We start from the raw sequence: 24,496 nt of genomic DNA, 5'->3' as shown, positions 1-24,496 counted from the left end.
AGACGCAATTGGTAAAAGTTAAAAGCCAATTGCGTCTTTTCCTTTCTCCCCGAATATATCAATATTTTGATATAATGAGGACGGAAAAGGAGAATGACGTATGACGCAAAAGAGCAAGGGAAATCGTTTCTTAAACGGGGTATTATTGGTTACCGTTGCTACTTTTATAGGGAAAGTTCTGAGTGCCCTTTATCGTGTTCCTTATCAAAATATGACCGGGGATCTAGGGTATTATGTCTATCAACAAGTGTATCCATTTTACGGTGCGGCGATGGTCGTTTCGCTGTACGGATTTCCTGTCGTCATTGCAAAAATGGTGACGGAAGCAGAGTTAAAAAACGGAGACAAGGAGGCATTAGAAACAGCTCTTGCTTCTTTTGTGTTGTTGAGTATTTTTCATTTTGTTTTATTTTTTGTCCTGTTTTTTTCTGCTCCCATCATTGCAAATTGGATGGGAGATGTAAAACTTACGACACCGTTACAAATTATTTCCGTTGTATTTTTATTTGTCCCGTTTTTTTCGAGTATGCGGGGGTTTTTTCAAGGAATTGGAGATATGCATTCTACCGCTGTTTCCCATTTAACGGAGCAATTCGTGCGAGTTGCTTGTATTTTATCTTTCGCGGCTTTCGTTGTATATGCCGGAAAAGATGCGTATGCTGCTGGAATTGGAGCGGCGCTCGGTTCGATTCTCGGGAGCGGGGCAGGGGTTCTTTATTTAAGTTACCGCGTGTTTCGGTCGCGACCTTCATTTGTCTCCCTCTCATTTCAGCGGGTAAAAAACCGCGTTCGAGAAATGACAACGACGCTTTTTGTGCAAGGATTTCTCATTGCTATGACGTCCATGATGTTTATTTTATATCAAATGGTGGACGCGTTTACTTTGCCCCGATTGTTACAAGCAAGCGGATTAGGGGCGCTGGACGCAAAAGAGTTAAAAGGAGTGTTTGATCGGGGACAGCCACTTCTGCAATTCGGAACTGTCATCGCTTCTACTTTTGCCATGGTGATTGTTCCTCTCATTCATCGGGAAATCACGGAGAATAACATGGCTCGATCACGTTACTTTGGTGGTTTGGCGGTGCGGGTAGCGTTATTAATCGGGGCAGCTGCTGCCATCGGACTGTGCCTGATTGCGGAGCCGGTAAATATGATGCTGTTTGAAAACAAGGAAGGAACAATATTTATACGCATCCTTGCATTCTCACTCATTGCGAGCGGTGTGATTACAACGACTTCCGCAGTGATGCAAGGACACAATGATTTTGTCCGGCCTGCTTTTTTTCTTTTGCTCGGTTTACTTGTGAAAGCGGTTGGGAATACCCTATTCATTCCTCTCTCCGGTGGTGTCGGTGCCGCCATTGCGACCGTTATCGGTTTCGTAGTCACTGCAGGAAGTAACGTCTATGTGATTTATCACAAAAATTGGATGGACTTTCCTCCTCTTCGTTGGTTATGGAAAATGGGAAAAGCTTTGTTTTTTATGGGGATCTTTGTATACGGCCTTCTAACATTGCTCGAGTGGATTGTTCCTGATGGAAGAGTTGGAGCGACAATTATTTCTCTTGTCGTGGCAAGTATAGGTGCTTGGATGTTTCTCCAGTTTACGATACAGTTTTCGCTTTTCACGAAAGAAGAACGAGTTCGGCTTCCCCTTTTGAGTCAAATGGAACGATACATACGGAGAAAGGAGTCGTAAAGAAAAAATGACGACAACACCAACCATTACGGTACTCGGACTGGGAGCAGGGGATTTGAACCAACTTCCTTATGGGGTATATCAAACGTTACAGCAGGCGAAACCTTTGTTTTTACGAACAAAAGAACACCCGCTCATTCCCGAATTAGAACAAATGGGAGTGACGTATCAAAGTTTTGATTCTCTGTATGAAAGTTACGACCAGTTTGAAAAAGTGTATGAAACGATTGTCAAAAAGCTATTGGAAGCGGCAAAAAAAGAAGGGCGCATTTATTATGCCGTTCCCGGTCACCCTCTCGTTGCGGAACAAACGGTGCAATTGCTTTTAGAACGTGAACGAAAAAAAGAACTGACGCTTCATATCGAAGGGGGACAAAGCTTTCTTGATCCGATTTTTACTGCTCTTTCCATCGATCCGAATGACGGTTTTCAATTACTTGATGCCACGGCTTTTCAAAGCAAAGACATTGTGATGACCCAGCACGTCATTATTAGCCAATTGTATGATCAAATAGTTGCTTCATCGGTGAAACTGACGTTAATGGAAAAATACCCCGACGATTATGAAGTGACGTTGGTCACCCAGGCAGGAGGAGCAAACGAGCAGTTGAAACGATTGAAACTGTACGAATTAGATCGGGAAATAACGGTGGACAATGTAACGGCACTGTATGTTCCTCCTGTGACAGAAAAAGAGTTGTTGTATCATGAGTTTTCTACCTTGAAAGATGTTATTCATACGTTACGAAGCCCAGAAGGTTGCCCGTGGGACCGGGAACAAACCCACCATACATTAAAAAAATATTTAATCGAAGAAACGTACGAAGTCATTGATGCGATTGATCGAGAAGATGATGAACACCTCCAAGAAGAACTGGGGGATGTGTTATTACAAGTCATGCTTCATGCGGAAATTGGAGAAGAAAACGGCTATTTTAATATTTACGATGTCATCGAAACATTAACAGAAAAAATGATTCGGCGCCATCCGCACGTCTTTGGAAACAAAAAAGCCGAGACGGCAGAGGATGTTGCGATAAATTGGGAACAAATCAAACAAGAAGAGAAAAAAGCCGAAACTTCTCTCCTTTCTTCGGTCTCGTCTTCTATCTCTCCTATCATGCGGGCTTATGAATTACAAAAACAAGCAGCAAAAGTTGGTTTTGATTGGAAGGAAATAGAGCCGGTTTGGGAGAAAGTAAAGGAAGAACTAAAAGAATTTCAAAAAGAAACGAAAAACAGAGCAGAAGAAGCGATGAAAAAAGAATTTGGCGACGTGTTATTTGCCCTCGTCAATCTCGGTCGTTTTTATCGCATTCATCCGGAAGAAGCCCTTCATATGACAAATCGAAAGTTTGAAGAAAGATTTGCGTATATCGAAACGGAAGCGAAGAAGCGTGGGGATTCGTTGGAACAAATGACGCTTGCACAAATGGACGCCTTGTGGGAAGAGGCAAAAGGGTTAGAAAATGGAGGCAACAGAGATGAGAATAGATAAATTTTTAAAAGTTTCACGGTTAATTAAAAGAAGGACATTGGCAAAAGAAGTGGCATCCCTAGGAAGAATTCAAATTAACGGTCAGAAGGCAAAAGCCGGAACGGAAGTGAAAGTAGGAGATGAAGTATCCATTCAATTCGGAAATAAAGTGTTAACGATCGAAGTGACGGAACTAAAAGATTCGACGAAAAAAGAAGATGCGGAGTCCATGTATACCGTACGAAAAGAAGAATCTTTGTCTTAGTTTTTCTGTCGGAAAAGACGAGCAACTTTTTCATACTATTTTTCATAGGGCAAGCATATAGTTGGGATACAGGAAGCAATAAAGGGAGAGGATAGTATGTCTTTTAAAGAAGACCCGACGCTCCAACGCGGACAAGTATCCCACGACATTGTGATGAAAAATCGGAAGACATTGGAAATCACTGGCGTGAAAGAAGTAGAAAGTTTTGACAATGAAGAGTTTCTATTAGAAACAACCCTTGGGTTTTTGTCGGTGAGAGGGCATCAGTTACACATGAAAAATTTAGATTTACATGAAGGTGTCGTTTCTATTGAAGGGAAAGTGGACGACCTGGTATATGTCGATCAAACGAGTAACTCTTCTAAAGGGTTCTTAGGGAAGTTGTTTAAGTGAGTCTTTCCGTGCAATTTCAAACGATGTTTGCGATGGTTGCGACGGGGATGATGGTCGGAATCCAAATCGATGTGTATCATCGTTTGCTCGTGCGACTCTTGCAATCGTTTTGGCTGCGGGCGCTCTTTGATCTGTTGTTTTGGATCGTTCAATCGGTAGTTGTCTTTTATGTATTATGGCGCGTCAATGAAGGAGAACTTCGCTTTTATATATTCCTTGCGTTGCTTTTCGGCTTCTTTCTTTATTATCGGTGGGGACGGGTTTCTTTTTTACGAATCATGGAAAGCATCATATCGATTTGCCAGGCGATTAGGCGTTTTGTCGTTTCCATGATACGGTTGTTCATAATACAACCATTCCGATTTGTATTGAAACTATTCACGAGCTTCGTTATGATAATGGTTACAATCATCATTCGTGTTTTCACTTTTATAGGAAATGGTCTATTATTTTTACTCAAAGGATTGTACGTACTATTAAAGCCACTCATTCGACTAGTCGTTCCACCGTCAGTTGAGAAACATGTCCGCATATTGGCATTCAAAATGAAAGAATGGGCATTTAAAAATCGGAGGGATGGGCGTTGATTGCAAATAAGAAAAAAGTAACACAGATTCACGAGTCGTATATCCAAGCAAAGGAACAGGAAGAACGCATGATGGAAAAACGGCGGCGAGGGCTTTTCCGGCGCCTGATAGTTCTTGGTTCAATTGGGGTGATCTTAGCGGCTATTTTTACGGTCACCCTCGTTTCTCAAACGATGACGCTTCATTCCATTAACGAAGAACAGGCTGCTTTACAGGAACAATTAGAGGCTTTACAGGCGGAACAAGCTCGTTTGGAACAAGATATAGAGAATTATAACGATTTAAATTACATAGCGGACATTGCACGAAAAGATTACTACTTAACGAAACCAGGCGAGACATTATTCCGTGTTCCTGAAAAATCCTCCGATTGACACATTTTTTCTTGTTCAAGTATAATAGTAATACGAGTGTCATTCAAATGGGATTGTTCGAAAGTTTGTTCATTTTTAAACGAAGAACAGAAAGAACACCTTTGAACGATCTCTCGCTTTTAATGAAAATACAAGGAGGATCTTTTTTTAAATGGCAATCGAAGTAGGCAGCAAGTTGCAAGGGAAGGTTACAGGCATTACCAATTTTGGAGCATTTGTAGAGCTGCCGGATGGGAAAACAGGACTCGTTCATATTAGTGAAATAGCTGACAAATATGTGGAAGACATTCATCAATTTTTAACGGTCGGCGACGAAGTAACTGTGAAGGTGTTAAAAGTAGAAGACGATGGGAAAATCGGCTTATCCATCCGCAGAGCAAATGAAGTTGAAAAACGTTCTAGGGATCGTTCCAAAGGTGGTCGACGCGGCGGCGGAAAACCTCAGCGAGAATTATCTTTTGAAGAGAAAATGAGCCGTTTTATGAAGGATAGTGAGGAACGCCTTGCTTCATTACGGAAACAAACGGATGCCCGTCGAGGTGGACGTTCTAGAAGATAGCAGCTTGCTGCAGGCTCTTCATACAAGGAAAATGGGAAAAGGATCTAGACAACACCGTCTGATCCTTTTCTGTTTGGAAACGGCCTACAAACGTCGTCATGGGGAATAACGGAGAGGATTGCTGCTCTGACAAGTGTGCAAAATAGAGTGTTGACGATATGAAGTTTTCTTTGTATAATAAATTTTGTTGTTTACATAGGGCGGCGTAGCTCAGCTGGCTAGAGCGTACGGTTCATACCCGTGAGGTCGGGGGTTCGATTCCCTCCGCCGCTACCATACATATATGTTACCCACTCTGGACTGGAATACCGGTTCAGAGTTTTTTCCCTTCCCCATGAGAGAGGATGTCACAATTCTCTCATTTCTTTTACTATTTTTTCTAAAATTCCCTATTTTCGAATTGTAGTCATTTGTATAGTTCTGTTCTTCCTTCCCTTTCTATTTCCGGCAAACCTTTGCGGCATCTTCCTTTTACCCTAAAAAGAAAAAGTCGAACGATTTTTTTCCGAAGTCAGTTATTTTGACAAACATTGAAAAACGCACGTCTTATAATGAATGGCAAAAATAAGACGTGGGTGGTGGGATGATTGATTGAAAAAGGAATGTTAAAAAAAGGAGCACTGGATCCAATTGGGGATTACGTATGGAGAAAGGCAAAAAATAAGAGTGATCAAGTAAAACAGACGTTTCTTAAAGGAATGGAGACATTATTTATTCGTTGGGGAGCGTTGATCTTTATACTTGGCGTACTATTAGGACGAGCGGTGCTGTTATCTGAGTTATTTCCTTTTGCCCTCCCGTTTTTTGCCGTTGTGTACGCTTGGCAAAAAGAAAAAAGTGTCCTGGCAGCAGCCGGGGTCATCGTCGGTACATTTTCAGGTGCCATCTTGCACGGTGCGTTTATTTTATTAGCGCTTCTTTTGTTTGTTCTGTCTTATGAATGGCTCTCACGAAAAAAATGGTTGCCTTATGCTTGGGTTGTTCCTTTTACTGTATTTTTCGCAACGATTAGCGCCCGTCTTGCCGTCATATGGTTGGAAGAAGGTACAATTTCTTCTTATAGCGGAACGATGAGTGGAATCGAAGCAGGGATTAGTGTCATTTTAACAATGATTTTTTTACAAAGTATCCCGCTCCTTATGACGAACAAAAGAAAGAAACCGTTAAAGAATGAAGAGATCATCTGCCTGATTATTTTACTCGCCTCTGTCATGACAGGAGCAATCGGTTGGGTCATTTATGGATTACAAGCAGAGCATATGTTAGCACGTTACCTCGTGTTGGTGTTTGCTTACGCAGGTGGTGCTTTACTCGGTGCTTCTGCTGGTGTGATTGCAGGTCTCGTTTTAAGTTTGGCAACGGTTGCAAATTTATACCAAATGAGTCTCCTTGCCTTTGCAGGTTTGCTAGGAGGTCTATTGAAAGATGGTAAAAAGTTTGGCGTAAGTGTTGGATTACTCATCGGAACCGCGTTGATTGCGTTGTATGGAGATGGGTTAAATGGCGCTTCTCTTCCTTTTATGGAATCCCTCGTTGCCATTGGGCTATTCATACTGACACCAAAAAGTGTTTTTCTTTATATTGAGAAATATATTCCCGGAACGTTTGAATATGCCAACGAACAACAGAAACAAATGAAAAAAATGCGCGATATTACCGCTCAAAAAGTGGAGCAATTTTCACAATTGTTTCAAGCGCTTTCAAAAAGTTTTGCTTTTCAGACGGAAGAGAGGGAAAAGGAGAGGGAAGAGGAAGAAGTAGACGAAATATTAAGTAAAATAACAGAAAAGACGTGTCAAACGTGCTTTCGGAAAGAAAAATGTTGGGTCAATCTCTTTGATGACACATACGATCAGATGGCACAAATGTTGGATGAAATAGAAACGAGGGGGAAGCTGAGTACCCGTATGCGGAACCGTTGGAAAGCTCATTGTCATTACGATCAACAAATGATAAAAATGATGAAAGAAGAATTGCGAGAAGCAGAAGCGAGAAGTATGATTGTGAAACATGCACAAGAAAGTAGAAAGCTTGTAGCAGCACAACTAGACGGTGTTTCGAAAGTGATGGACGACTTTGTGAAAGAAATTCACCGGGAAAAAGAAGCACATTTTTGGCAAGAAGAACAAATCCATGATGCCCTCTCTGAAGCAGGTCTTCATATTGGTCATATTGATATTTACCGGTTGGAAGAAGGAAATGTGGAAATTGAAATGAGTGTTTTAGCGGACATTGGCCGAGAACAAGCGGAAAAAATTATTGCTCCGATGCTTTCGGATATTTTAAAAGAGCATATCATCGTTTTAAAGGAAGAACCGTATGAGGATCGGAAAGAGTATACATTGATTACTTTTTCTTCCGCGAAAACATATCAAGTAGATATCGGGACAACGGCTGTGGCAAAAGGAGGAGGGTGGATTTCAGGAGACAGTCATGCTGCGGTGGATATCGGAAAAGGAAAATTTGCTGTGGCAATTAGTGACGGGATGGGAAGTGGAGAAAAAGCCCATGAAGAAAGCAGTGCTGCTTTATATATTTTAAAAACCATTCTTGCTTCAGGAATGGATGAAGAAATGGCGATTCGCTCTGTCAACTCCATTTTATCTTTACGATCAACGGAAGAAATGTTTTCCACGTTGGATTTAGCAATGATTGATTTGCAAGATGCTTCGGGGAAATTTATTAAAATTGGTTCCACCCCGAGTTTTATTAAAAGAGGAGACAAAGTGATTCAAATTGAAGCCAACAATTTGCCTTTTGGAATGATGGAACATGCGGAGGTAGATGTGGTCAATGAACAATTAAAAGATGGCGATCTACTTGTGATGATGAGCGATGGCATTTTTGACATTCAAAGTGCAATTGAAAATGTGGAAATTTGGATGAAGCGAATGATTGGACAGATGGATACCAATGATCCGCAAGAAATGGCAGATCGATTATTAGAAAGGGTGCTTCGCATGTCAGAAGGAACAATTGATGATGATATGACAATTATGACGGCAAAAATTACCCGAAATCTACCGGAGTGGAAAGCGATACCTGTACGTCCATCGATTTCATTAAGAAAGAAAGCACAATAGAGTTGTTTTACCACTCCCTTCAAAGTATATAATTTTTCCTTTGCGTCAAAGATGGGAATATATTCTATTTGGAGGGAATGGTAGCTGTGACGAGAGGAAAACTGAGACAAGTATTACTAATTACTGATGGCTGTTCCAATCGTGGGGAAGATCCAGCCGCTGTCGCTTCCTTTTTAAAAGAAAAAGGGATTGTCGTCAATGTCATTGGTGTATTGGATCATGGAGAGCGGGAGCATGGCATGAGAGAAGTGAAAGAAATTGCCCTTTGTGGTGGGGGCGTCAGTCAAGTAGTGTATACTTCTCAATTATCACAAACTGTTCAAATGGTGACGAGACAGGCGATGACACAAACGCTTCACGGGGTCGTTCAGCAAGAACTGCGCGGCATTCTCGGAGAAGAAAAAGAAATGGAAGATCTTTCTCCGGAGAAGCGCGGAGAAGTGATGGAAGTAGTAGATGAACTTGGAGAAACTGTAGGATTAGAAGTGTTTATTTTAGTAGATACAAGTGCAAGTATGAAAACGAAACTGCCAATGGTAGAAGAAGCATTAACCGATTTATCGGTCAGTCTCAATTCTCGCCAAGGAGAAAATGAGTTTGCATTGTTTTTATTTCCCGGGAAAAGAAAAGATGTCGAAAAAGTGTTGGACTGGTCTCCAAAAATAGAACAGTTATCCACTGCGTTTCAACGTTTAACGACAGGAGGAGTGACTCCGACAGGCCCGGCATTAAAGGAAGCGCTTCACCATTTTGAAAAACGAATGAAGAAAGGAAGTCTTATCGCTGATGCAGAAGACGACTTTCCAATCGAAAAGCCGGGTTTCTAATCTTTCCCCGGGGACGACTTTCACGGGGAAATGGAATCGAAACCCGTATCAAATCATAAAAAAACTTGGAAACGGTGCAAATGGGACGGTTTACTTAGTGGCAACAAGATTGGGAGAAAGGGCCATCAAAATTGGCGAAAATAAAATGTCTCTTACGTCGGAAGTCAATGTATTGAAACATTTTTCATCCCTTGGACAGCATACGCTTTGCCCCGTATTATTGGATGTGGATGATCTTGAAATTGCCGGGGAAACATATCCATTTTTTTGCATGGAATATTTACATGGGGATTCGTTACTATCTTTTACCCGCAAGAAAGGACAAGAATGGGTCCCTATCTTGCTCGTTCAATTGTTAGGGGATTTAGATCGTTTTCATCAAGCGGGTTGGGTATTTGGGGATTTGAAGCCGGATAATATTATTGTGACGGGTCCACCGATGCGTGTTCGTTTATTTGATGTCGGTGGGACGACGAAAATGGGACGGTCGATCAAAGAATATACTGAATTTTATGATCGAGGGTATTGGGGATTAGGAGATCGGAAAGCAGACGTCGGTTATGATTTATTTGCGGTGGCAATGATGTTTATTGAAACGGTTTATCCTCATCGTTTTCAAAAAGCGTCGCAGAAAAAACAGCATCTCGACGATTTAATGGAGAAAGTAACGTCTGCCTCCTCGCTTCGACCGTATAAAAAGGTGATATATCGGGCTCTTACTGGCAAGTATTCCGATGCACAATGGATGAAAAAAGAAATAATGACCGTCATTGAAAAAGGAAGTACTTCCCAAGCGGTCTCGTCGAAGCGAAGGTCACGACCGGTATCAGGACGGAGCAATGGAATAAAAGAGAAGAAAAAACCGTCATACCGTACAGAACTTGCCTTGACAGGTTCTTTTCTCTTTTTGTCATCTATTTTATACTTAGTAGGACAAATCATTTAAAAAGGGGGAGAAAAACTTGGCAATATGCCAAGTTTTTCTCTCTACATGGAGGGAAGGAACTGGTGAGGAATAAAACTGAAGATTGGATCAAAGAACGGCGGTTACTAAAACAAGGGGACCGGGTCGTTGTTGCGCTCTCCGGGGGACCGGATTCCATGGCGCTACTTCATCTCTTTTATCAATTGCGGAAGAAATGGGAGTTGCAGTTGTTTGCAGCTCATGTCAATCACGGCTTAAGAGAGGACGCACGAGCCGATGAAGAATTTGTTATTACGTGGTGTCAAAAATGGGACATTCCCCTTTTTCATACGACGATTGATGTAAAAAGTGCGGTAAAAATTGGCGGCTCCGTGCAAGAAGAAGCGCGCCGACTACGGTATCAATATTTTCATTCGCTCATGAAAGATCATCGTTTAGATGTATTGGCCACCGGTCACCACGCAGATGATCAAGTGGAAACGATTCTCATGAAACTAACCAGTGGTAGAAGTTTACTGGGAGAAGTGGGGATGAAAGATACACGTCCTTTTTCAACGGGCCGACTGATTCGCCCCCTTTTATCGGTGACGAAAACGGAAATTTTACAATACTTGGAAGAAAACGATCTACCATATCAGATCGATCGATCGAATTTTTCTATGGATTATACACGGAACCGTTTTCGGAAGATGATACTGCCTTTTTTAAAAAAAGAAAATCCTAAAGTCCATCACCACTTTCAAGTATTTGCTGATTGGGTAGAAGAAGAACGAACGTACATAGAAGAAGAAGCAAAACGACGCTTAGAAAAAATCATCGTGCGACAAAATGACGGTTTTGTGACGATTTCGTTAGCATCCTTTCAAACGTGGCCTCTCCCTTTACAAAGAAGGACGATTCATCTAATATTAAATTATCTTTGTCTGAAAGAACTTCCAATGATATCTGTATTACATATAGATACTTTAATTTCTCTGATTCAACAAGATAAGCCTTCCTTTTCTCTCGATTGGCCCGGTGGAGTTTACGTCTTTCGCTCTTATCACGTCCTTCATTTTACTACAAATAAGGATAACGATCATGATACGAAACATCTGCAATCGCTTCTATTCTTCGAAGAGGCCACTTTTCATCACTATCATTTTTCAAAACAAACAGAAACTGAACCTATTTCACAAGTACGTCATGGGGATGTGTTGATCGTCCGAGAAGAAGATATTGTTTTTCCACTCACTATACGGACTGTTCAGCCGGGAGATCGGATACAAGTGTTAGGGATGAAGGGACATAAAAAAGTGCATCGTATTTTTATTGATGAAAAAATACCGCGAAAGAAACGACAAACATGGCCGGTAGTGACGGATGCAAGAGGAGAAGTGATTTGGATTCCTTTTTTAAAAAAGTCATCTTATCATTGCCGATATAGAGAGAAAGGAAAAACATACGTGGTGTTAAAATGCATAGATATGAAAAGAAATGAAAATCACGATATAGAATAGATGAAAGAATAGGTTCAATCATGGTATGATAAATAGTGGTCAATCGCTTTACTTATGCCACTTTTTTTATATTCATGTAAAAGCACTGCAAACGTCGGTTTTGTGAATGAATGTGGGAGGGTATATCGTTACTCATGCATAGCGAATTAGAGAAAATTTTAATAAGTGAAGAAGAATTACAACAAAAAGTACAAGAGATTGGAAATCAGTTAACGAAAGAATATGAAGGCAAATTTCCATTAGTCATTGGTGTGTTAAAAGGTGCACTTCCATTTATGGCCGATGTCACGAGACAAATGGACACGCACGTAGAGATTGACTTTATGGATGTGTCCAGCTACGGTTCGGGAACGGTTACCAGTGGAGAAGTGAAAATTATTAAGGATTTAGATACATCGGTGGAAGGGCGAGATGTCATTATCTTGGAAGATATAATTGATAGTGGCATTACGTTAAACTATTTAATCTCACTGATTCAACATAGAGGAGCAAATTCTGTAAAAATCGTCACTTTACTTGATAAACCAAGTGGTCGTCAAGTAGATCTTGTTCCGGATGTCGTTGGTTTTACAGTTCCTGATGCATTTGTGGTAGGATATGGACTGGATTACAGTGAGAGGTACCGAAACCTCCCCTACATCGGTATATTAAAGCCTGAAATTTATAAGGAGTCTTGATTGTGGGATATGAAATAAATATGGTACGATTATTGAAGTTTAAGTTGTTTACGCCCGCAGGAGGAGGTCAGGTATGAACCGGATTTTTCGTAATACCATTTTTTATTTGCTTTTATTTTTGGTCATTATAGGAATTATTAGTTTCCTAAGTGATGATCAAGCAGAAATGAATATCATGACGACAGATGAGTTTTGGACAAAACTTGATAATAACGAAATTGTCTCCGTGACGCTTCAGCCGGAAGGAGAAGTGTACTTAGTAGAAGGAGAAGAAGCAAATCCAGCGGAAGGAGAGGCAGGCTTCCAAACGTATTTGCCAATCTCTGAAGAAAATACCCAACGTTTGATGACAGCTCAAGGAGCAGATGGAGGACCGTTACAATTACAAACGGAACCTGCCGAAGAACCGAGTGCGTGGGTAACCTTCTTTACCTCCATTATTCCTTTTGTTATTATTTTCATCTTGTTCTTCTTCCTATTAAGCCAAGCTCAAGGCGGCGGCGGACGGGTGATGAACTTTGGTAAAAGTAAAGCGAAGCTCGTCCAAGAAGATAAGAAAAAAGTCCGCTTTAAGGACGTAGCGGGAGCAGACGAAGAAAAACAAGAACTGATCGAAGTGGTTGATTTCTTAAAAGACCCTCGGAAGTATGCTAATATCGGGGCGCGTATTCCAAAAGGGGTGCTTCTTGTCGGCCCGCCGGGGACAGGGAAAACGTTGATTGCTCGTGCGGTGGCAGGAGAAGCAGGAGTTCCGTTTTTCTCCATCAGTGGTTCTGACTTTGTGGAGATGTTTGTTGGTGTCGGTGCTTCTCGTGTCCGGGACTTGTTTGAAAATGCGAAGAAAAATTCACCTTGTATCATCTTCATTGATGAAATTGATGCCGTCGGTCGTCAACGTGGAGCAGGTCTTGGAGGTGGCCACGATGAAAGAGAGCAGACGTTGAACCAATTGCTTGTGGAAATGGATGGTTTCGAAGGAAATGAAGGAATCATCATTATTGCAGCGACAAACCGCGCAGACGTCCTTGACCCGGCTTTGTTACGCCCGGGACGTTTTGACCGTCAAATTTTGGTTGGAAGACCTGACGTCAAAGGTCGGGAAGAAATTTTACATGTCCATGCGCGCAACAAACCACTTGCGGACGATGTCAATTTAAAATCAATTGCACAACGTACCCCTGGTTTCTCTGGAGCGGATTTAGAAAACTTATTAAACGAAGCAGCACTTCTCGCGGCAAGAACCGATGCGAAAAAAATTCGCATGACTCATGTAGAGGAAGCAATTGACCGCGTGATTGCAGGTCCAGCAAAGAAAAGTCGTGTTATTTCTAAAAAAGAAAAGAACATCGTCGCACACCACGAAGCTGGTCATACCGTTGTTGGTGTGAAACTAGAGAATGCCGATCTCGTTCACAAAGTAACGATCGTCCCTCGTGGTCAAGCGGGTGGTTATGCGGTCATGTTACCGAAAGAAGATCGCTACTTTATGACAAAACCAGAGCTTTTAGATAAAATTGTCGGGCTTTTAGGTGGTCGCGTTGCTGAAGAAATTATGTTTGGGGAAGTAAGTACCGGCGCTCATAATGACTTCCAACGGGCGACAGATATTGCGCGCAAAATGGTGATGGAATACGGAATGAGTGAGAAGCTCGGTCCGCTTCAATTCGGCTCTAGTTCCGGAGGTCAAGTGTTTCTAGGTCGTGACATTCAAAACGAACAAAACTACAGTGATGCGATTGCTCATGAAATTGACTTAGAAGTTCAACGCATCATTAAAGAATGTCATACGCGCTGTAAAGAAATTTTAACGGAGCATAAAGACAAGTTGGAGTTAGTGGCGCAAAAATTGCTTGAACTCGAAACATTAGACGCTGAGCAAATTGAATCTCTCGTTGAACACGGTAAATTACCGGACGACCATCACACGAATAAAAGTGATGATGAAGTCGGTGCATTCGGAGACGATTCTTCCGCTGAGGATGAAATGAAAGTGAATATTCAATCGAAAACAGCAGAGTCAAGTGATGAAAATGACGAGCGTCATCAGGAAGCTTCGTCAAACACAGATACTCCAGATGCAACAGATAAAAAAGACGACAAGTTGTAAAAGGGATGCCTCACGAAACAGGCGTCCCTTTTTCTCACCTATTTGGATATGATAAGGGTAAAAAGAAGGGAGAAAAAAGCGTGATTCTTACTATCAATGCGACGAATACGCATATGAACATAGGGTTGTTCCAATCGGGAGAGTTGCTCCAACATTGGCGCCTTACTTCGGAGGAAAGACGGACGGAAGATGAATACGGTTTACAGATCTTGCAATTATTTCACCATGCAAATTACAATATTTCGGAGGTAGAAGGTGTGATTATTTCATCCGTTGTACCTCCTTTAACCGATACGCTTATTCTTATGTGTGAGCACTACCTCCACCAACATCCAATAATTGTTGGGCCCGGTGTAAAAACAGGTCTGAATATTCGCTATGACAACCCTCGGGAAGTCGGAACAGACCGCATTGTGAATGCCGTGGCAGCAATGCAGCAATATCCCGCCCCGGTCATTATTGTTGCCTTAGGGGAAACAGCTACGACGTTTTGTTACGTCGATGAAAAGAAACAATATTTAGGAGGGGCCATTTCACCGGGAATCGGTGTATCAGTGGATGCACTTTTTCATGAAGCTTCAAAGTTGCCAAAAATTGAAATTAAAAAGCCTGCGCGCATTATTGGCACAAATACGATTCATGCGTTGCAGTCCGGGATCTATTACGGATGTGCCAGTCAAGTGGACGGCATTGTCCGTTATATGATAAAAGAAACAAACAGCAATCCGTCTGTCATTGCAACAGGAAGGATGGCTCACTTAGTATCACAAGTATCAGAAACGATTCAAAAAGTGGATCCATATTTAACGTTAAAAGGGCTTTATTATATTTATACAAAAAACAACAATGAAAAAAGAAAGGAAGGAAACAAAAGAAAATGAATGATTATTTAGTTAAAGCGCTTGCTTTTGATGGCCAAGTGAGAGCTTATGCGACTTCTACAACGGACATGGTGAATGAAGCGGTAAGACGCCACCAAGCATGGCCAACAGCAGCCGCAGCGTTAGGACGAGCGATGACCGGTGGTACGATGATGGCAGCCATGCTGAAAGGAGAAGATAAACTGACGATTAAAATCGAAGGCGGCGGTCCGATGGGGCCGATTATTGTCGATAGTAATGCCCAAGGGAAAACGAGAGGATACGCACACAACATGCAAGTTCATTTTGATTTAAATGAACATGGAAAGTTAGATGTTGCTCGGGCAGTAGGAACAAATGGGATGTTTTCTGTTGTCAAAGACTTAGGATTAAAAGAGCACTTTACCGGCAGTGTACCAATTGTATCTGGAGAGTTAGGAGAAGACTTTACCTATTACTTCGCTTCTTCTGAACAAGTACCATCTTCCGTTGGTTTAGGGGTACTTGTAAACCCTGACAATACGATTCAAGCGGCAGGTGGATTTATTGTACAACTTTTACCGGGAACAGAAGAGTCAGTAGTGGATCAATTAGAACAACAAATTGCGAATATGCCGCCTATTTCAAAACTCATTGAAAAAGGAAAGACTCCGGAAGAGATTCTCCATGTTATCTTTGGTAATTCCGTTGAAATATTGGAGACACAACCGGTGGAGTTTTCTTGTCACTGTTCAAAAGAACGAATCGCGAATGCACTCATTTCTTTAGGAACAGAAGAATTAGATGACATGATTGAAAAAGACGGTGGGGCCGAAACACAATGTCATTTCTGTAATGAGATTTATCAATTTTCCAAAGAGGACTTACTGTCGCTACGTGACCAAGCAAACAAACGAAAGCATTGAGGAAAATGGACGTGTGATGAAGGAAGATTTGTCAGAAATTTTTTCTAGAACATTGACATTCTTTTTTAGCTATAATATAATTTCAATAAAACAAATGAATTTACTAGGAATTAGGGGGAGATTCGTGTGAAGGTAGCAAATAATATTACGGAACTGATAGGTCGTACACCACTTGTGAAATTGAATCGACTAACTGGCGCAGATGAGGCAGATGTTTATTTGAAATTGGAATTTATGAATCCGGGAAGCAGTGTCAAAGACCGGATTGCGCTTTCCATGATTGAAGCTGCTGAAAAAGAAGGGAAATTGAAAGAAGGAGATACGATTATCGAGCCAACGAGCGGCAACACAGGGATTGGGCTCGCAATGGTAGCTGCGGCCAAAGGGTATCGTGCTATTTTAGTGATGCCGGATACGATGAGTATAGAACGTCGGAATCTCCTCCAAGCATACGGAGCAGAACTCGTTCTTACACCGGGAGCAGAAGGTATGGGCGGTGCGATTAAAAAGGCTGAAGCATTAGCAAAAGAAAACGGTTATTTTATGCCTCAACAGTTTGAAAATGAAGCGAACGTTGACATTCATCGCGAAACAACTGGACCGGAATTGTTAGAACAAGTGGACGGCCAACTAGATGCTTTCGTGGCCGGAATCGGTACAGGGGGAACAATTACAGGTGCTGGACAAGTGCTGAAGGAGAAATTCCCTGACTTGCGTATTATTGCAGTAGAACCAGCCGATTCCCCGGTGCTTAGCGGCGGTAAAAAAGGACCGCATAAAATTCAAGGGATAGGTGCGGGCTTTGTTCCAAAGATTTTAGACACCGAAATTTATGATGAAATCACTACGGTTACCACAGAACAAGCTTTTGAGTACGCAAGACGAGCAGCGAGAGAAGAAGGAATCCTTGGCGGTATTTCTTCCGGTGCAGCGATTTATGCCGCTTTACAAGAAGCGAAAAAATTAGGAAAAGGGAAGAAAGTCGTCGCAGTCATTCCAAGTAACGGAGAACGCTATTTAAGTACACCGCTCTATCAATTTGAAGATCAAGAATAATGATAAAAATAACACCAGCGAAAGATGAAGCCATCACGTTGGTGTTATTTTATTTTTGTTGAAAAAACTACCGAAATGATACTAATTCTTTTATACTGATAAAAAAGTGATTTTTATCATTGGAGGTTTTTATGAACGAATGTCTCTCGCCAGATTCTACATATACAGTAAGCGGAATCCACTTTTCTTATCCAGAAAATCAATTTTATGAAACGTACCGCGCGCTTACTGCTCATGAGACTCATCACGTCTTATTAGAAAGTGGGAAGCGGGGCCGTTTTAGCATTGCGTTGTTACATCCGACGATGGTACTCACCGAAAAAGAAGGACAACTACAAATTCAGACAAGAAAAGAAACGATTGTAAAAGAGGGAGACCCACTGCAAGTGCTTTTTCAATGGCTGTCTCACATCTCTTTTATCCCGAACAAAACGCTCCCGGACTTCCAAGGGGGGGTGGTAGGGGTCATTAGTTACGATTATGGTTGCGGACGAAAACAAGAGTCTGCTTTCCCGCTTCTTTATTTCGTCCTTTCGTTTCGCATGGCAGTGTTTGATCATCATGAGAAACAACTTTATCTGATGGTCGTTCACGATGAAATGGAAAAAAAGGAATCAGTAGAAAAGAGATTACAAGAAGAGAAAAAGAAATGGCAACATCCTCCATGTTTCACGTGGAACAATTTGTACAAAAAACAACCGAAAAAACGAAAATCTTCTTTTTCTGCTGCTGCTTTTGAAGAGGCAGTTCACGAAATCAAAACGTATATTGCTCACCGAGAAACGAAACAAGTAAATATATCCATTCGGGAAGAAGAACCGCTCCTCACCCCTCCCCTTCATATTTATGAAAAATTGCGAGAAATGAATCCTTCTCCGTATATGGGTTATTTTCATACCCCTCACTTTCAAATCGTGTCCGCTTCACCCGAACTGTTAATGAGAAAAAGGGGAAATGAAATTGTCACTCGCCCGATTGGTGGCACGCGCCCTCGGGGGAAGGGGGAAGAGGAAGATCAATTACTGGAAAAAGAATTAGTCATGACGAAAAAAGAGCGAGAAGAACATGAGATGCTCATCGAGGTGGAACGAGCAGATTTTGAAAAAATATGTGAAAAAACGTCGATTCAAGTAGATGAAAAGATGGTCGTTGAACGATATTCCCACGTCATGCATTTAGTATCCAATATTGTAGGAAAGCTCAAGGATAAGCAAGACGTTTATGGTATGATGAAAGCAGTTTTTCCAGGGGGAACGATTACAGGTATCCCAAAAGAAGGAACGATGGAAATAATTGACAAACTAGAGCCGGTGCCGCGCGGTTTTTATACTGGCTCTGTCGGCTGGATTGGATTTCAACAAGATGCCATGTTTAATATTTTGATTCGTACGTTGCTTGCAAAAGATGGGACAGCTTTTGTCCAAGCCGGAGCGGGAGTCGTTGAGGCGTCGGATGCGAAAGCAGAGTATATGGAATGCTTGCGGAAAGCAGAAGCATTATGGAAAGCAAAAGAAATGAGTGAAAGAGAATTGTTAGAATAGGAGGCGTGATCGTTCTGTACGTGTATCTGAATGGCGAAGTACAACCGGTGGAAGAGGCAACGCTTTCCATCATGGATCACGGACTGATGTATGGGCTCGGTCTGTTTGAAACTTTTCGCGTATTTGACGGACATCCTTTTCTTCTTGATGACCATTTTTACCGATTAGAAAAAAGTGCTCGGGAAATGAACATTGCTTGGTCGTACGATCGCCAGGCTGTATTGAAAGCTCTTCATATGACGTTAGAAGCAAATGAGTGGAACAATGCTTACGTTCGATATAATATTACGGCAGGAATGGATTCCCTTGGACTAACGACGGAGAAATATACGTCTCCGCAAACGATTATTTACATGAAACCCCTCCCTTCTTTTGCTGCTACTTTCCCGGTGAAAAGAGGTCAACTGTTGTCCATACGTCGAAATACACCGGAAGGACATACGAGACTTAAATCTCATCATTTTTTTAACAATGTGCTTGGGAAACGGGAAATCGGGGAGGAAACGGACGTGGAAGGGATTTTTTTAACTGCTTCCGGACATGTGGCAGAAGGGGTGGTGTCGAACGTTTTTTGGGTAAAAGATGGCACAATATATACTCCAAGCGTGGAAACTGGTATTTTAAAAGGGATCACGAGGGAGTTTATTTTAACGCTAGCAAAAAAACATGGGATATACGTGAGAGAAGGGCGTTTTGAACCTTCATTTCTCATTGAAGCAGAAGAAGCTTTTGCCGCCAATTCTATTCAAGGAATTGTTCGGTTAACAGCGGTGGACCAGCATCGTTACTCGACTTCGACCGATTCACTCGTATCTTTTTTACAAAAGGAATATACAACCTATTGCACATCGTTATGGCAAACAAAAGAGTTATTGGACGGAAAGGATGAAAGAAAGTGACTCGACATGTGATAAAAGCAAAACAATGGACATTAGATTTTTCCAAAAAAACGTACGTCATGGGCATTTTAAATGCAACTCCCGACTCTTTTTCCGATGGAGGGAAGTACAATAAAAAAGAAAAAGCGGTGGAAAGAGCAAAGCAAATGGTTGCCGACGGCGCGGATATGATCGATATTGGGGGAGAATCGACTCGACCAGGTTTTGAAAAAGTAGAAGCAAAAGAAGAAATTTCCCGAGTTTTACCGATTATTGAAGGAGTAAAAGAAGCAGTAGACGTTCCGATTTCGATTGACACGTACAAAGCAGAAACAGCAGACGTAGCTCTTCGTGCCGGAGCAGCAATGATTAATGACATTTGGGGAGCGAAAAAAGATCCTGAAATGGCATATGTTGCTGCAAAGCATAATGTACCGATTATTTTAATGCACAATCGCGATAACATGGATTATGGGGATATTATGACCGACATGTTAAAAGACATAGAGGAGAGCATTGCCATTTGCCACCGTGCCGGAGTGAAGGATGATCAAATTATTCTTGATCCGGGTATTGGTTTTGCCAAAACGTATGAACAAAATCTTGAAGTGATGAGACGTTTGGAAGAATTCACCACTTTAGGCTATCCCGTTCTATTAGGAACATCGCGAAAATCAATGATCGCTAAAACGTTGCAACTTCCTGTCGATGAGCGAGTAGAAGGAACCGGGGCAACGGTTAGTCTAGGAATTGAACGTGGTTGTGATATCGTGCGCGTCCATGATGTGTTAGAAATGGCAAGAACAGTCAAAATGATGGATGCGATGCTTGGAAAAGGGAAGGTAGAGACCATTGGATAAAATTCATCTTTCAGGAATGGAGTTTTACGCATACCACGGTGTCTTTTCAGAAGAGAATAAACTAGGTCAAATGTTTGTTGTGGATCTTGTGATGGAAGCTGATTTGTCAGAAGCTGCTGAAACCGATGACGTAACAAAAACTGTTAATTATGCAGAAGCTTATGAGGCGACTAAGGAGATTGTGGAAGAACGAACGTATGACCTGGTGGAAACTGTCACAGCAAAAATTTGCGAAGCGGTTTTGGACAAGTTTTCGATCGTCAAGCGAGTGACTGTAAAAGTAATGAAGAAAAATCCACCTATCCCAGGACATTACGATTATGTTGCGATTGAAATGACGAGGGAAAGAGCATGACACATCGTGTATATATTGGACTTGGCTCAAATATCGGTGATCGCTATTTTTATTTAACAACAGCATTAAAACAGCTGGAAAGCCACGAAAATATTCAAGTGACTAAATTCTCTTCCATTTATGAAACCGATCCGGTGGGGTTTACGAATCAAGGAAAGTTTTTAAATTTGGTAGCGGAAATTCATACGACGCTCTCTCCTCACGCATTGTTACACGTTACACAACGTATTGAATCTGCGCTAAAACGAGTAAGAACGGTACGATGGGGACCAAGAACAATAGACCTTGACATTTTACTCTTCAATGATGAAAATATTAGGATGAATGATTTATTGATACCACATCCAAGAATGCATGAGCGAGCATTCGTGCTCATTCCGTTAGTGGAAATTGCAGCGGATGCGTACGTACCGACCCAATCGTGTTCGGTGCGCACCTTAGCCAATGCGCTACCGAAACGAGAAAAAGAAACGGTTGTCCTTTGGAAACACCAAATGGGCGTGGAAATAGATCGAATAAAAAGTATGTAGAGGAGGTGTATAGATTGCTAAAAATAGGAGATATTACGATGAAAAATCAAGTCGTCTTAGCGCCAATGGCCGGAGTTTGTAATCCAGCATTTCGTTTGATTGCGAAAGAATTTGGTGCAGGGCTCGTTTGTGCTGAAATGGTGAGTGATAAAGCCATTTTGCACAAAAACGAAAAGTCATTAAAAATGTTGTACGTCGATGAAAGGGAAAAGCCACTTAGCTTACAAATTTTTGGTGGAGATAAAAAAACGTTAACAGAAGCAGCGCGAGTAGTAGATAAACAAACAAATGCCGATATTATCGACATTAATATGGGCTGTCCCGTTCCGAAAGTAACAAAATGTGACGCTGGTGCTCGTTGGCTTCTTGATCCGGATAAAATATATGAAATGGTGAAAGTAGTCGTTCAAGCAGTGGATAAACCTGTGACGGTAAAAATGAGAATCGGTTGGGATGAGGACCATATTTTTGCGGTAGAAAATGCGCAAGCGGTGGAAGCTGCTGGAGGAAAAGCTGTAGCAGTTCATGGACGGACACGAGTACAAATGTACGAGGGAGTGGCTAATTGGGATATTATTCGAGAAGTGAAACAAGCCGTAGATATCCCGGTTATTGGCAACGGAGACGTCAAGACACCAGAAGATGCGAGACGCATGTTAGATACAACAGGTGTTGACGGAGTAATGATTGGACGTGCGGCGCTTGGCAATCCGTGGATGTTATATCGCACGATTCATTATTTAGAAACTGGAGATCTCGCTCCGGAACCGACCCCTCGCGAAAAAATAGATGTATGCATGATTCATATGGATCGTTTGATTGCGCTGAAAGGAGAAAAAGTCGCTATTCAAGAAATGCGTAAACATGCAGCGTGGTACTTGAAAGGGATGCGTGGTAATAACAAAGTGAGAGCGCAGATTAATCAATTGAACACGAAAGAAGAAATAAAGAAAGTACTATACGATTATGTGGATGCGCTAGAAGCTCAAGAACAGCAAGTAACTGCAATATCTTAATGGTTGATATACAGGGACTGCCTCCATTGGACAGTCCCTGTCGCAAGTTTGTTCGAAATGATTGAGGAGTGAATACATTGAACCAAGAAGAATTAAATGATCAAATGACTGTCCGGAGAGAGAAGTTAAAAGCCCTTCGTGAAAAAGGAAAAGACCCATTTGGTGGTCGATATGAACGAACCCATACGACAAAAGAGATGATCGCTCAGTTTGATCGTTATACAAAAGAAGAACTAGCAGAAAAGGCGATTAAAGTAACAATTGCCGGACGATTGATGACAAAACGAGGAAAAGGAAAAGCCGGTTTCGCGCACATTCAAGACGTAACCGGACAAATACAAATTTACGTTCGTAAAGACGAAGTTGGAGAAGAAGCCTATGAATTATTTCAACAAACGGATATCGGTGACTTCGTTGGTGTCAAAGGAACAGCTTTTAAAACGAAAGTAGGAGAGCTATCCGTTCGCGCATCCTCTTATGAACTTTTATCGAAATCACTGCGTCCATTGCCGGACAAGTACCATGGATTAAAGGACGTAGAGCAACGGTATCGTCAACGCTACTTGGATCTCATTGTCAATCCGGAAGTAAAGGATACTTTTATTACCCGCAGTAAAATTATGCAATCTATGAGGCGTTATCTTGATGAACGTGGTTATTTAGAAGTGGAGACTCCGATGCTTCATTCTATTCCGGGAGGAGCTGCTGCTCGTCCGTTTGTCACTCATCATAACGCATTAGATATGGATCTCTACATTCGAATTGCGCTAGAACTTCACTTAAAGCGACTGGTTATTGGCGGGTTAGAAAAAGTATATGAAGTTGGTCGAGTTTTTCGTAATGAAGGGATATCCACTCGTCATAATCCGGAATTCACTATGATGGAATTGTATGAAGCTTATGCAGACTATCAAGACATCATGGAGCTAACCGAAAACTTAATTGCTCACATCGCGGAAGATGTGCTAGGAACAACGAAGATAACATACGGTGAGCACGAAGTAGATCTCGCTCCTCGGTGGCAAAGGCTACACATGGCGGATGCTATAAAAGAAGTGACAGGTGTAGATTTTTGGAAAAAGATGAGTGACGAAGAAGCACATCAGCTCGCAAATGACCATCAAGTTCCTGTGAAAGAATCGATGTCGGTTGGTCACATTATGAATGAATTTTTTGAGCACTTCGTGGAAGATACACTGATCCAACCAACGTTTGTATATGGACACCCGGTGGAAATCTCTCCATTAGCGAAGAAAAACGATGAAGACCCACGCTTTACAGATCGCTTTGAACTTTTTATTGTAGGTCGAGAACATGCCAATGCATTCACTGAATTAAATGATCCAATTGATCAACGTAAACGATTTGAAGCACAAGTGAAAGAAAGAGAACAAGGTGATGATGAAGCACACATGATGGATGAGGATTATTTAGAAGCGATGGAATACGGACTACCTCCTACCGGGGGATTAGGAATCGGAATGGACCGCTTAGTGATGCTTTTGACCAATTCTCCTTCCATCCGTGACGTTCTTTTATTCCCACAAATGCGCAAGCAAAGTGAATGATTTTTTATGTGCAATAGGAAAGCATTGTTTCATGGGTTCCTATGAAACGTGCTTTCTTTTATCTGTTTTTTTATTAGGACGCGAAAAACATCCAGCACCTGTTTAGAACTGATGGATAAGCTGATTTTAAAAAAATAATAAAAAAAGGGGTTGCGAAAAAAAGAAAGCAATGGTATATTATTATCTGTCGTCGAGAGGCGGCGAAGAAATAAAAAACCTCTTGACTTCGAAAAAGAGCAGTGATAGTATAAAGAAGTCGTCAAAAAATGACAGGATGTGTCCTTTGAAAATTGAATGAAAGTCAAGCGTCTGTCAATTTCTTCTTTTCATTAGAGGAATGAAGTATTTTAAAAAGAGCAAGATCAACTTTCATGGAGAGTTTGATCCTGGCTCAGGACGAACGCTGGCGGCGTGCCTAATACATGCAAGTCGAGCGCGTGCACCTATTGGATCCC

Annotated in this window: 23 protein-coding genes, 1 tRNA gene and 1 rRNA gene; all 25 read left to right on the top strand. The window is 41.6% G+C overall.

Features of this window, described 5'->3' with window-relative positions; translation table 11 throughout:
• Positions 1 to 100 precede the first annotated feature (100 nt).
• Entirely contained in the window at positions 101 to 1,699 is a 1,599-nt protein-coding gene (locus GJS40_RS02125; RefSeq protein ID WP_270895767.1) for a putative polysaccharide biosynthesis protein, read from the top strand.
• Between the two features lie 7 nt (positions 1,700 to 1,706).
• Positions 1,707 to 3,197 carry a bifunctional methyltransferase/pyrophosphohydrolase YabN gene (gene yabN / locus GJS40_RS02120; RefSeq protein ID WP_270895765.1) on the top strand — a complete coding sequence of 497 codons (1,491 nt, stop codon included), beginning with the start codon at positions 1,707 to 1,709 and terminating at the stop codon, positions 3,195 to 3,197.
• A complete protein-coding gene (locus tag GJS40_RS02115) occupies positions 3,184 to 3,441 on the top strand; it encodes an RNA-binding S4 domain-containing protein (protein WP_270895764.1) in 258 nt (85 codons plus the stop codon). Before yabN ends, GJS40_RS02115 begins: the two co-directional genes overlap by 14 nt.
• A 96-nt stretch (positions 3,442 to 3,537) precedes the next feature.
• Complete coding sequence (gene yabP, locus GJS40_RS02110; protein WP_270895762.1) at positions 3,538 to 3,834, top strand: sporulation protein YabP; 297 nt, start codon at positions 3,538 to 3,540, stop codon at positions 3,832 to 3,834.
• Positions 3,831 to 4,421 carry a spore cortex biosynthesis protein YabQ gene (yabQ, locus tag GJS40_RS02105; RefSeq protein ID WP_270895760.1) on the top strand — a complete coding sequence of 197 codons (591 nt, stop codon included), beginning with the start codon at positions 3,831 to 3,833 and terminating at the stop codon, positions 4,419 to 4,421. The genes yabP and yabQ overlap by 4 nt, the downstream gene beginning before the upstream one ends.
• Positions 4,418 to 4,795, top strand: coding sequence for an FtsB family cell division protein (locus GJS40_RS02100; protein WP_270895758.1), 378 nt, complete (start codon positions 4,418 to 4,420; stop codon positions 4,793 to 4,795). The genes yabQ and GJS40_RS02100 overlap by 4 nt, the downstream gene beginning before the upstream one ends.
• A 151-nt stretch (positions 4,796 to 4,946) precedes the next feature.
• Positions 4,947 to 5,354 (top strand): S1 domain-containing RNA-binding protein, encoded by a 408-nt coding sequence (locus tag GJS40_RS02095; RefSeq protein ID WP_270895756.1) that lies wholly within the window; start codon positions 4,947 to 4,949, stop codon positions 5,352 to 5,354.
• A 199-nt stretch (positions 5,355 to 5,553) separates the two neighbouring features.
• Positions 5,554 to 5,630 (top strand) — tRNA-Met (locus GJS40_RS02090).
• 311 nt (positions 5,631 to 5,941) lie between these two features.
• Complete coding sequence (gene spoIIE / locus GJS40_RS02085; RefSeq protein WP_270895754.1) at positions 5,942 to 8,437, top strand: stage II sporulation protein E; 2,496 nt, start codon at positions 5,942 to 5,944, stop codon at positions 8,435 to 8,437.
• Positions 8,438 to 8,523: 86 nt separating this feature from the next.
• Positions 8,524 to 9,264 (top strand): vWA domain-containing protein, encoded by a 741-nt coding sequence (locus tag GJS40_RS02080; RefSeq protein WP_270895822.1) that lies wholly within the window; start codon positions 8,524 to 8,526, stop codon positions 9,262 to 9,264.
• Positions 9,224 to 10,210: a protein kinase domain-containing protein gene (locus tag GJS40_RS02075; protein WP_270895752.1), complete on the top strand. Its 987-nt coding sequence runs from the start codon at positions 9,224 to 9,226 to the stop codon at positions 10,208 to 10,210. The genes GJS40_RS02080 and GJS40_RS02075 overlap by 41 nt, the downstream gene beginning before the upstream one ends.
• 62 nt (positions 10,211 to 10,272) lie before the next feature.
• Complete coding sequence (tilS, locus tag GJS40_RS02070; RefSeq protein WP_270895750.1) at positions 10,273 to 11,688, top strand: tRNA lysidine(34) synthetase TilS; 1,416 nt, start codon at positions 10,273 to 10,275, stop codon at positions 11,686 to 11,688.
• 134 nt (positions 11,689 to 11,822) lie between these two features.
• Positions 11,823 to 12,365 (top strand): hypoxanthine phosphoribosyltransferase, encoded by a 543-nt coding sequence (gene hpt, locus GJS40_RS02065; RefSeq protein WP_270895748.1) that lies wholly within the window; start codon positions 11,823 to 11,825, stop codon positions 12,363 to 12,365.
• A gap of 73 nt (positions 12,366 to 12,438) precedes the next feature.
• Positions 12,439 to 14,472 carry an ATP-dependent zinc metalloprotease FtsH gene (ftsH, locus tag GJS40_RS02060; protein WP_270895746.1) on the top strand — a complete coding sequence of 678 codons (2,034 nt, stop codon included), beginning with the start codon at positions 12,439 to 12,441 and terminating at the stop codon, positions 14,470 to 14,472.
• A gap of 80 nt (positions 14,473 to 14,552) precedes the next feature.
• Positions 14,553 to 15,353 carry a type III pantothenate kinase gene (locus GJS40_RS02055; RefSeq protein WP_270895745.1) on the top strand — a complete coding sequence of 267 codons (801 nt, stop codon included), beginning with the start codon at positions 14,553 to 14,555 and terminating at the stop codon, positions 15,351 to 15,353.
• Positions 15,350 to 16,237: an Hsp33 family molecular chaperone HslO gene (gene hslO, locus GJS40_RS02050; protein WP_270895743.1), complete on the top strand. Its 888-nt coding sequence runs from the start codon at positions 15,350 to 15,352 to the stop codon at positions 16,235 to 16,237. Before GJS40_RS02055 ends, hslO begins: the two co-directional genes overlap by 4 nt.
• A 126-nt stretch (positions 16,238 to 16,363) precedes the next feature.
• Positions 16,364 to 17,293: a cysteine synthase A gene (cysK, locus tag GJS40_RS02045; RefSeq protein ID WP_270895741.1), complete on the top strand. Its 930-nt coding sequence runs from the start codon at positions 16,364 to 16,366 to the stop codon at positions 17,291 to 17,293.
• A 131-nt stretch (positions 17,294 to 17,424) separates the two neighbouring features.
• Entirely contained in the window at positions 17,425 to 18,834 is a 1,410-nt protein-coding gene (locus GJS40_RS02040) for an anthranilate synthase component I family protein (protein ID WP_270895739.1), read from the top strand.
• Between the two features lie 14 nt (positions 18,835 to 18,848).
• Positions 18,849 to 19,733 carry an aminodeoxychorismate lyase gene (gene pabC / locus GJS40_RS02035; RefSeq protein WP_270895820.1) on the top strand — a complete coding sequence of 295 codons (885 nt, stop codon included), beginning with the start codon at positions 18,849 to 18,851 and terminating at the stop codon, positions 19,731 to 19,733.
• Between the two features lie 59 nt (positions 19,734 to 19,792).
• Positions 19,793 to 20,572: a dihydropteroate synthase gene (gene folP / locus GJS40_RS02030; protein ID WP_270895819.1), complete on the top strand. Its 780-nt coding sequence runs from the start codon at positions 19,793 to 19,795 to the stop codon at positions 20,570 to 20,572.
• Positions 20,565 to 20,927 (top strand): dihydroneopterin aldolase, encoded by a 363-nt coding sequence (folB, locus tag GJS40_RS02025; protein WP_270895737.1) that lies wholly within the window; start codon positions 20,565 to 20,567, stop codon positions 20,925 to 20,927. The genes folP and folB overlap by 8 nt, the downstream gene beginning before the upstream one ends.
• Entirely contained in the window at positions 20,924 to 21,457 is a 534-nt protein-coding gene (folK, locus tag GJS40_RS02020; RefSeq protein ID WP_270895735.1) for a 2-amino-4-hydroxy-6-hydroxymethyldihydropteridine diphosphokinase, read from the top strand. Before folB ends, folK begins: the two co-directional genes overlap by 4 nt.
• Before the next feature lie 14 nt (positions 21,458 to 21,471).
• Positions 21,472 to 22,473, top strand: coding sequence for a tRNA dihydrouridine synthase DusB (dusB, locus tag GJS40_RS02015; protein ID WP_270895733.1), 1,002 nt, complete (start codon positions 21,472 to 21,474; stop codon positions 22,471 to 22,473).
• A gap of 77 nt (positions 22,474 to 22,550) precedes the next feature.
• Positions 22,551 to 24,041: a lysine--tRNA ligase gene (gene lysS, locus GJS40_RS02010; RefSeq protein ID WP_270895731.1), complete on the top strand. Its 1,491-nt coding sequence runs from the start codon at positions 22,551 to 22,553 to the stop codon at positions 24,039 to 24,041.
• A 368-nt stretch (positions 24,042 to 24,409) separates the two neighbouring features.
• Positions 24,410 to 24,496, top strand: a 16S ribosomal RNA gene (locus GJS40_RS02005); the annotation flags it as partial.

The organism is Aliibacillus thermotolerans (assembly GCF_027853235.1).
In the GTDB taxonomy this organism is placed as follows: domain Bacteria; phylum Bacillota; class Bacilli; order Bacillales; family Marinococcaceae; genus Aliibacillus; species Aliibacillus thermotolerans.
Note: the sequence above shows the minus strand (reverse complement) of the source record. Positions and strands in the feature narration are given on the sequence as shown.

Excerpts from the sequence above, each read along its gene's own strand:
- GJS40_RS02075 (WP_270895752.1), top strand. The coding sequence starts at position 9,224 with ATGCAGAAGACGACTTTCCAATCGAAAAGCCGGGTTTCTAATCTTTCC.
- ftsH (WP_270895746.1), top strand. The coding sequence starts at position 12,439 with ATGAACCGGATTTTTCGTAATACCATTTTTTATTTGCTTTTATTTTTG.
- GJS40_RS02095 (WP_270895756.1), top strand. The coding sequence starts at position 4,947 with ATGGCAATCGAAGTAGGCAGCAAGTTGCAAGGGAAGGTTACAGGCATT.
- folK (WP_270895735.1), top strand. The coding sequence starts at position 20,924 with ATGACACATCGTGTATATATTGGACTTGGCTCAAATATCGGTGATCGC.
- hslO (WP_270895743.1), top strand. The coding sequence starts at position 15,350 with ATGAATGATTATTTAGTTAAAGCGCTTGCTTTTGATGGCCAAGTGAGA.
- GJS40_RS02115 (WP_270895764.1), top strand. The coding sequence starts at position 3,184 with ATGAGAATAGATAAATTTTTAAAAGTTTCACGGTTAATTAAAAGAAGG.
- GJS40_RS02040 (WP_270895739.1), top strand. The coding sequence starts at position 17,425 with ATGAACGAATGTCTCTCGCCAGATTCTACATATACAGTAAGCGGAATC.
- hpt (WP_270895748.1), top strand. The coding sequence starts at position 11,823 with ATGCATAGCGAATTAGAGAAAATTTTAATAAGTGAAGAAGAATTACAA.
- yabN (WP_270895765.1), top strand. The coding sequence starts at position 1,707 with ATGACGACAACACCAACCATTACGGTACTCGGACTGGGAGCAGGGGAT.
- yabP (WP_270895762.1), top strand. The coding sequence starts at position 3,538 with ATGTCTTTTAAAGAAGACCCGACGCTCCAACGCGGACAAGTATCCCAC.
- GJS40_RS02125 (WP_270895767.1), top strand. The coding sequence starts at position 101 with ATGACGCAAAAGAGCAAGGGAAATCGTTTCTTAAACGGGGTATTATTG.
- folP (WP_270895819.1), top strand. The coding sequence starts at position 19,793 with ATGGGCATTTTAAATGCAACTCCCGACTCTTTTTCCGATGGAGGGAAG.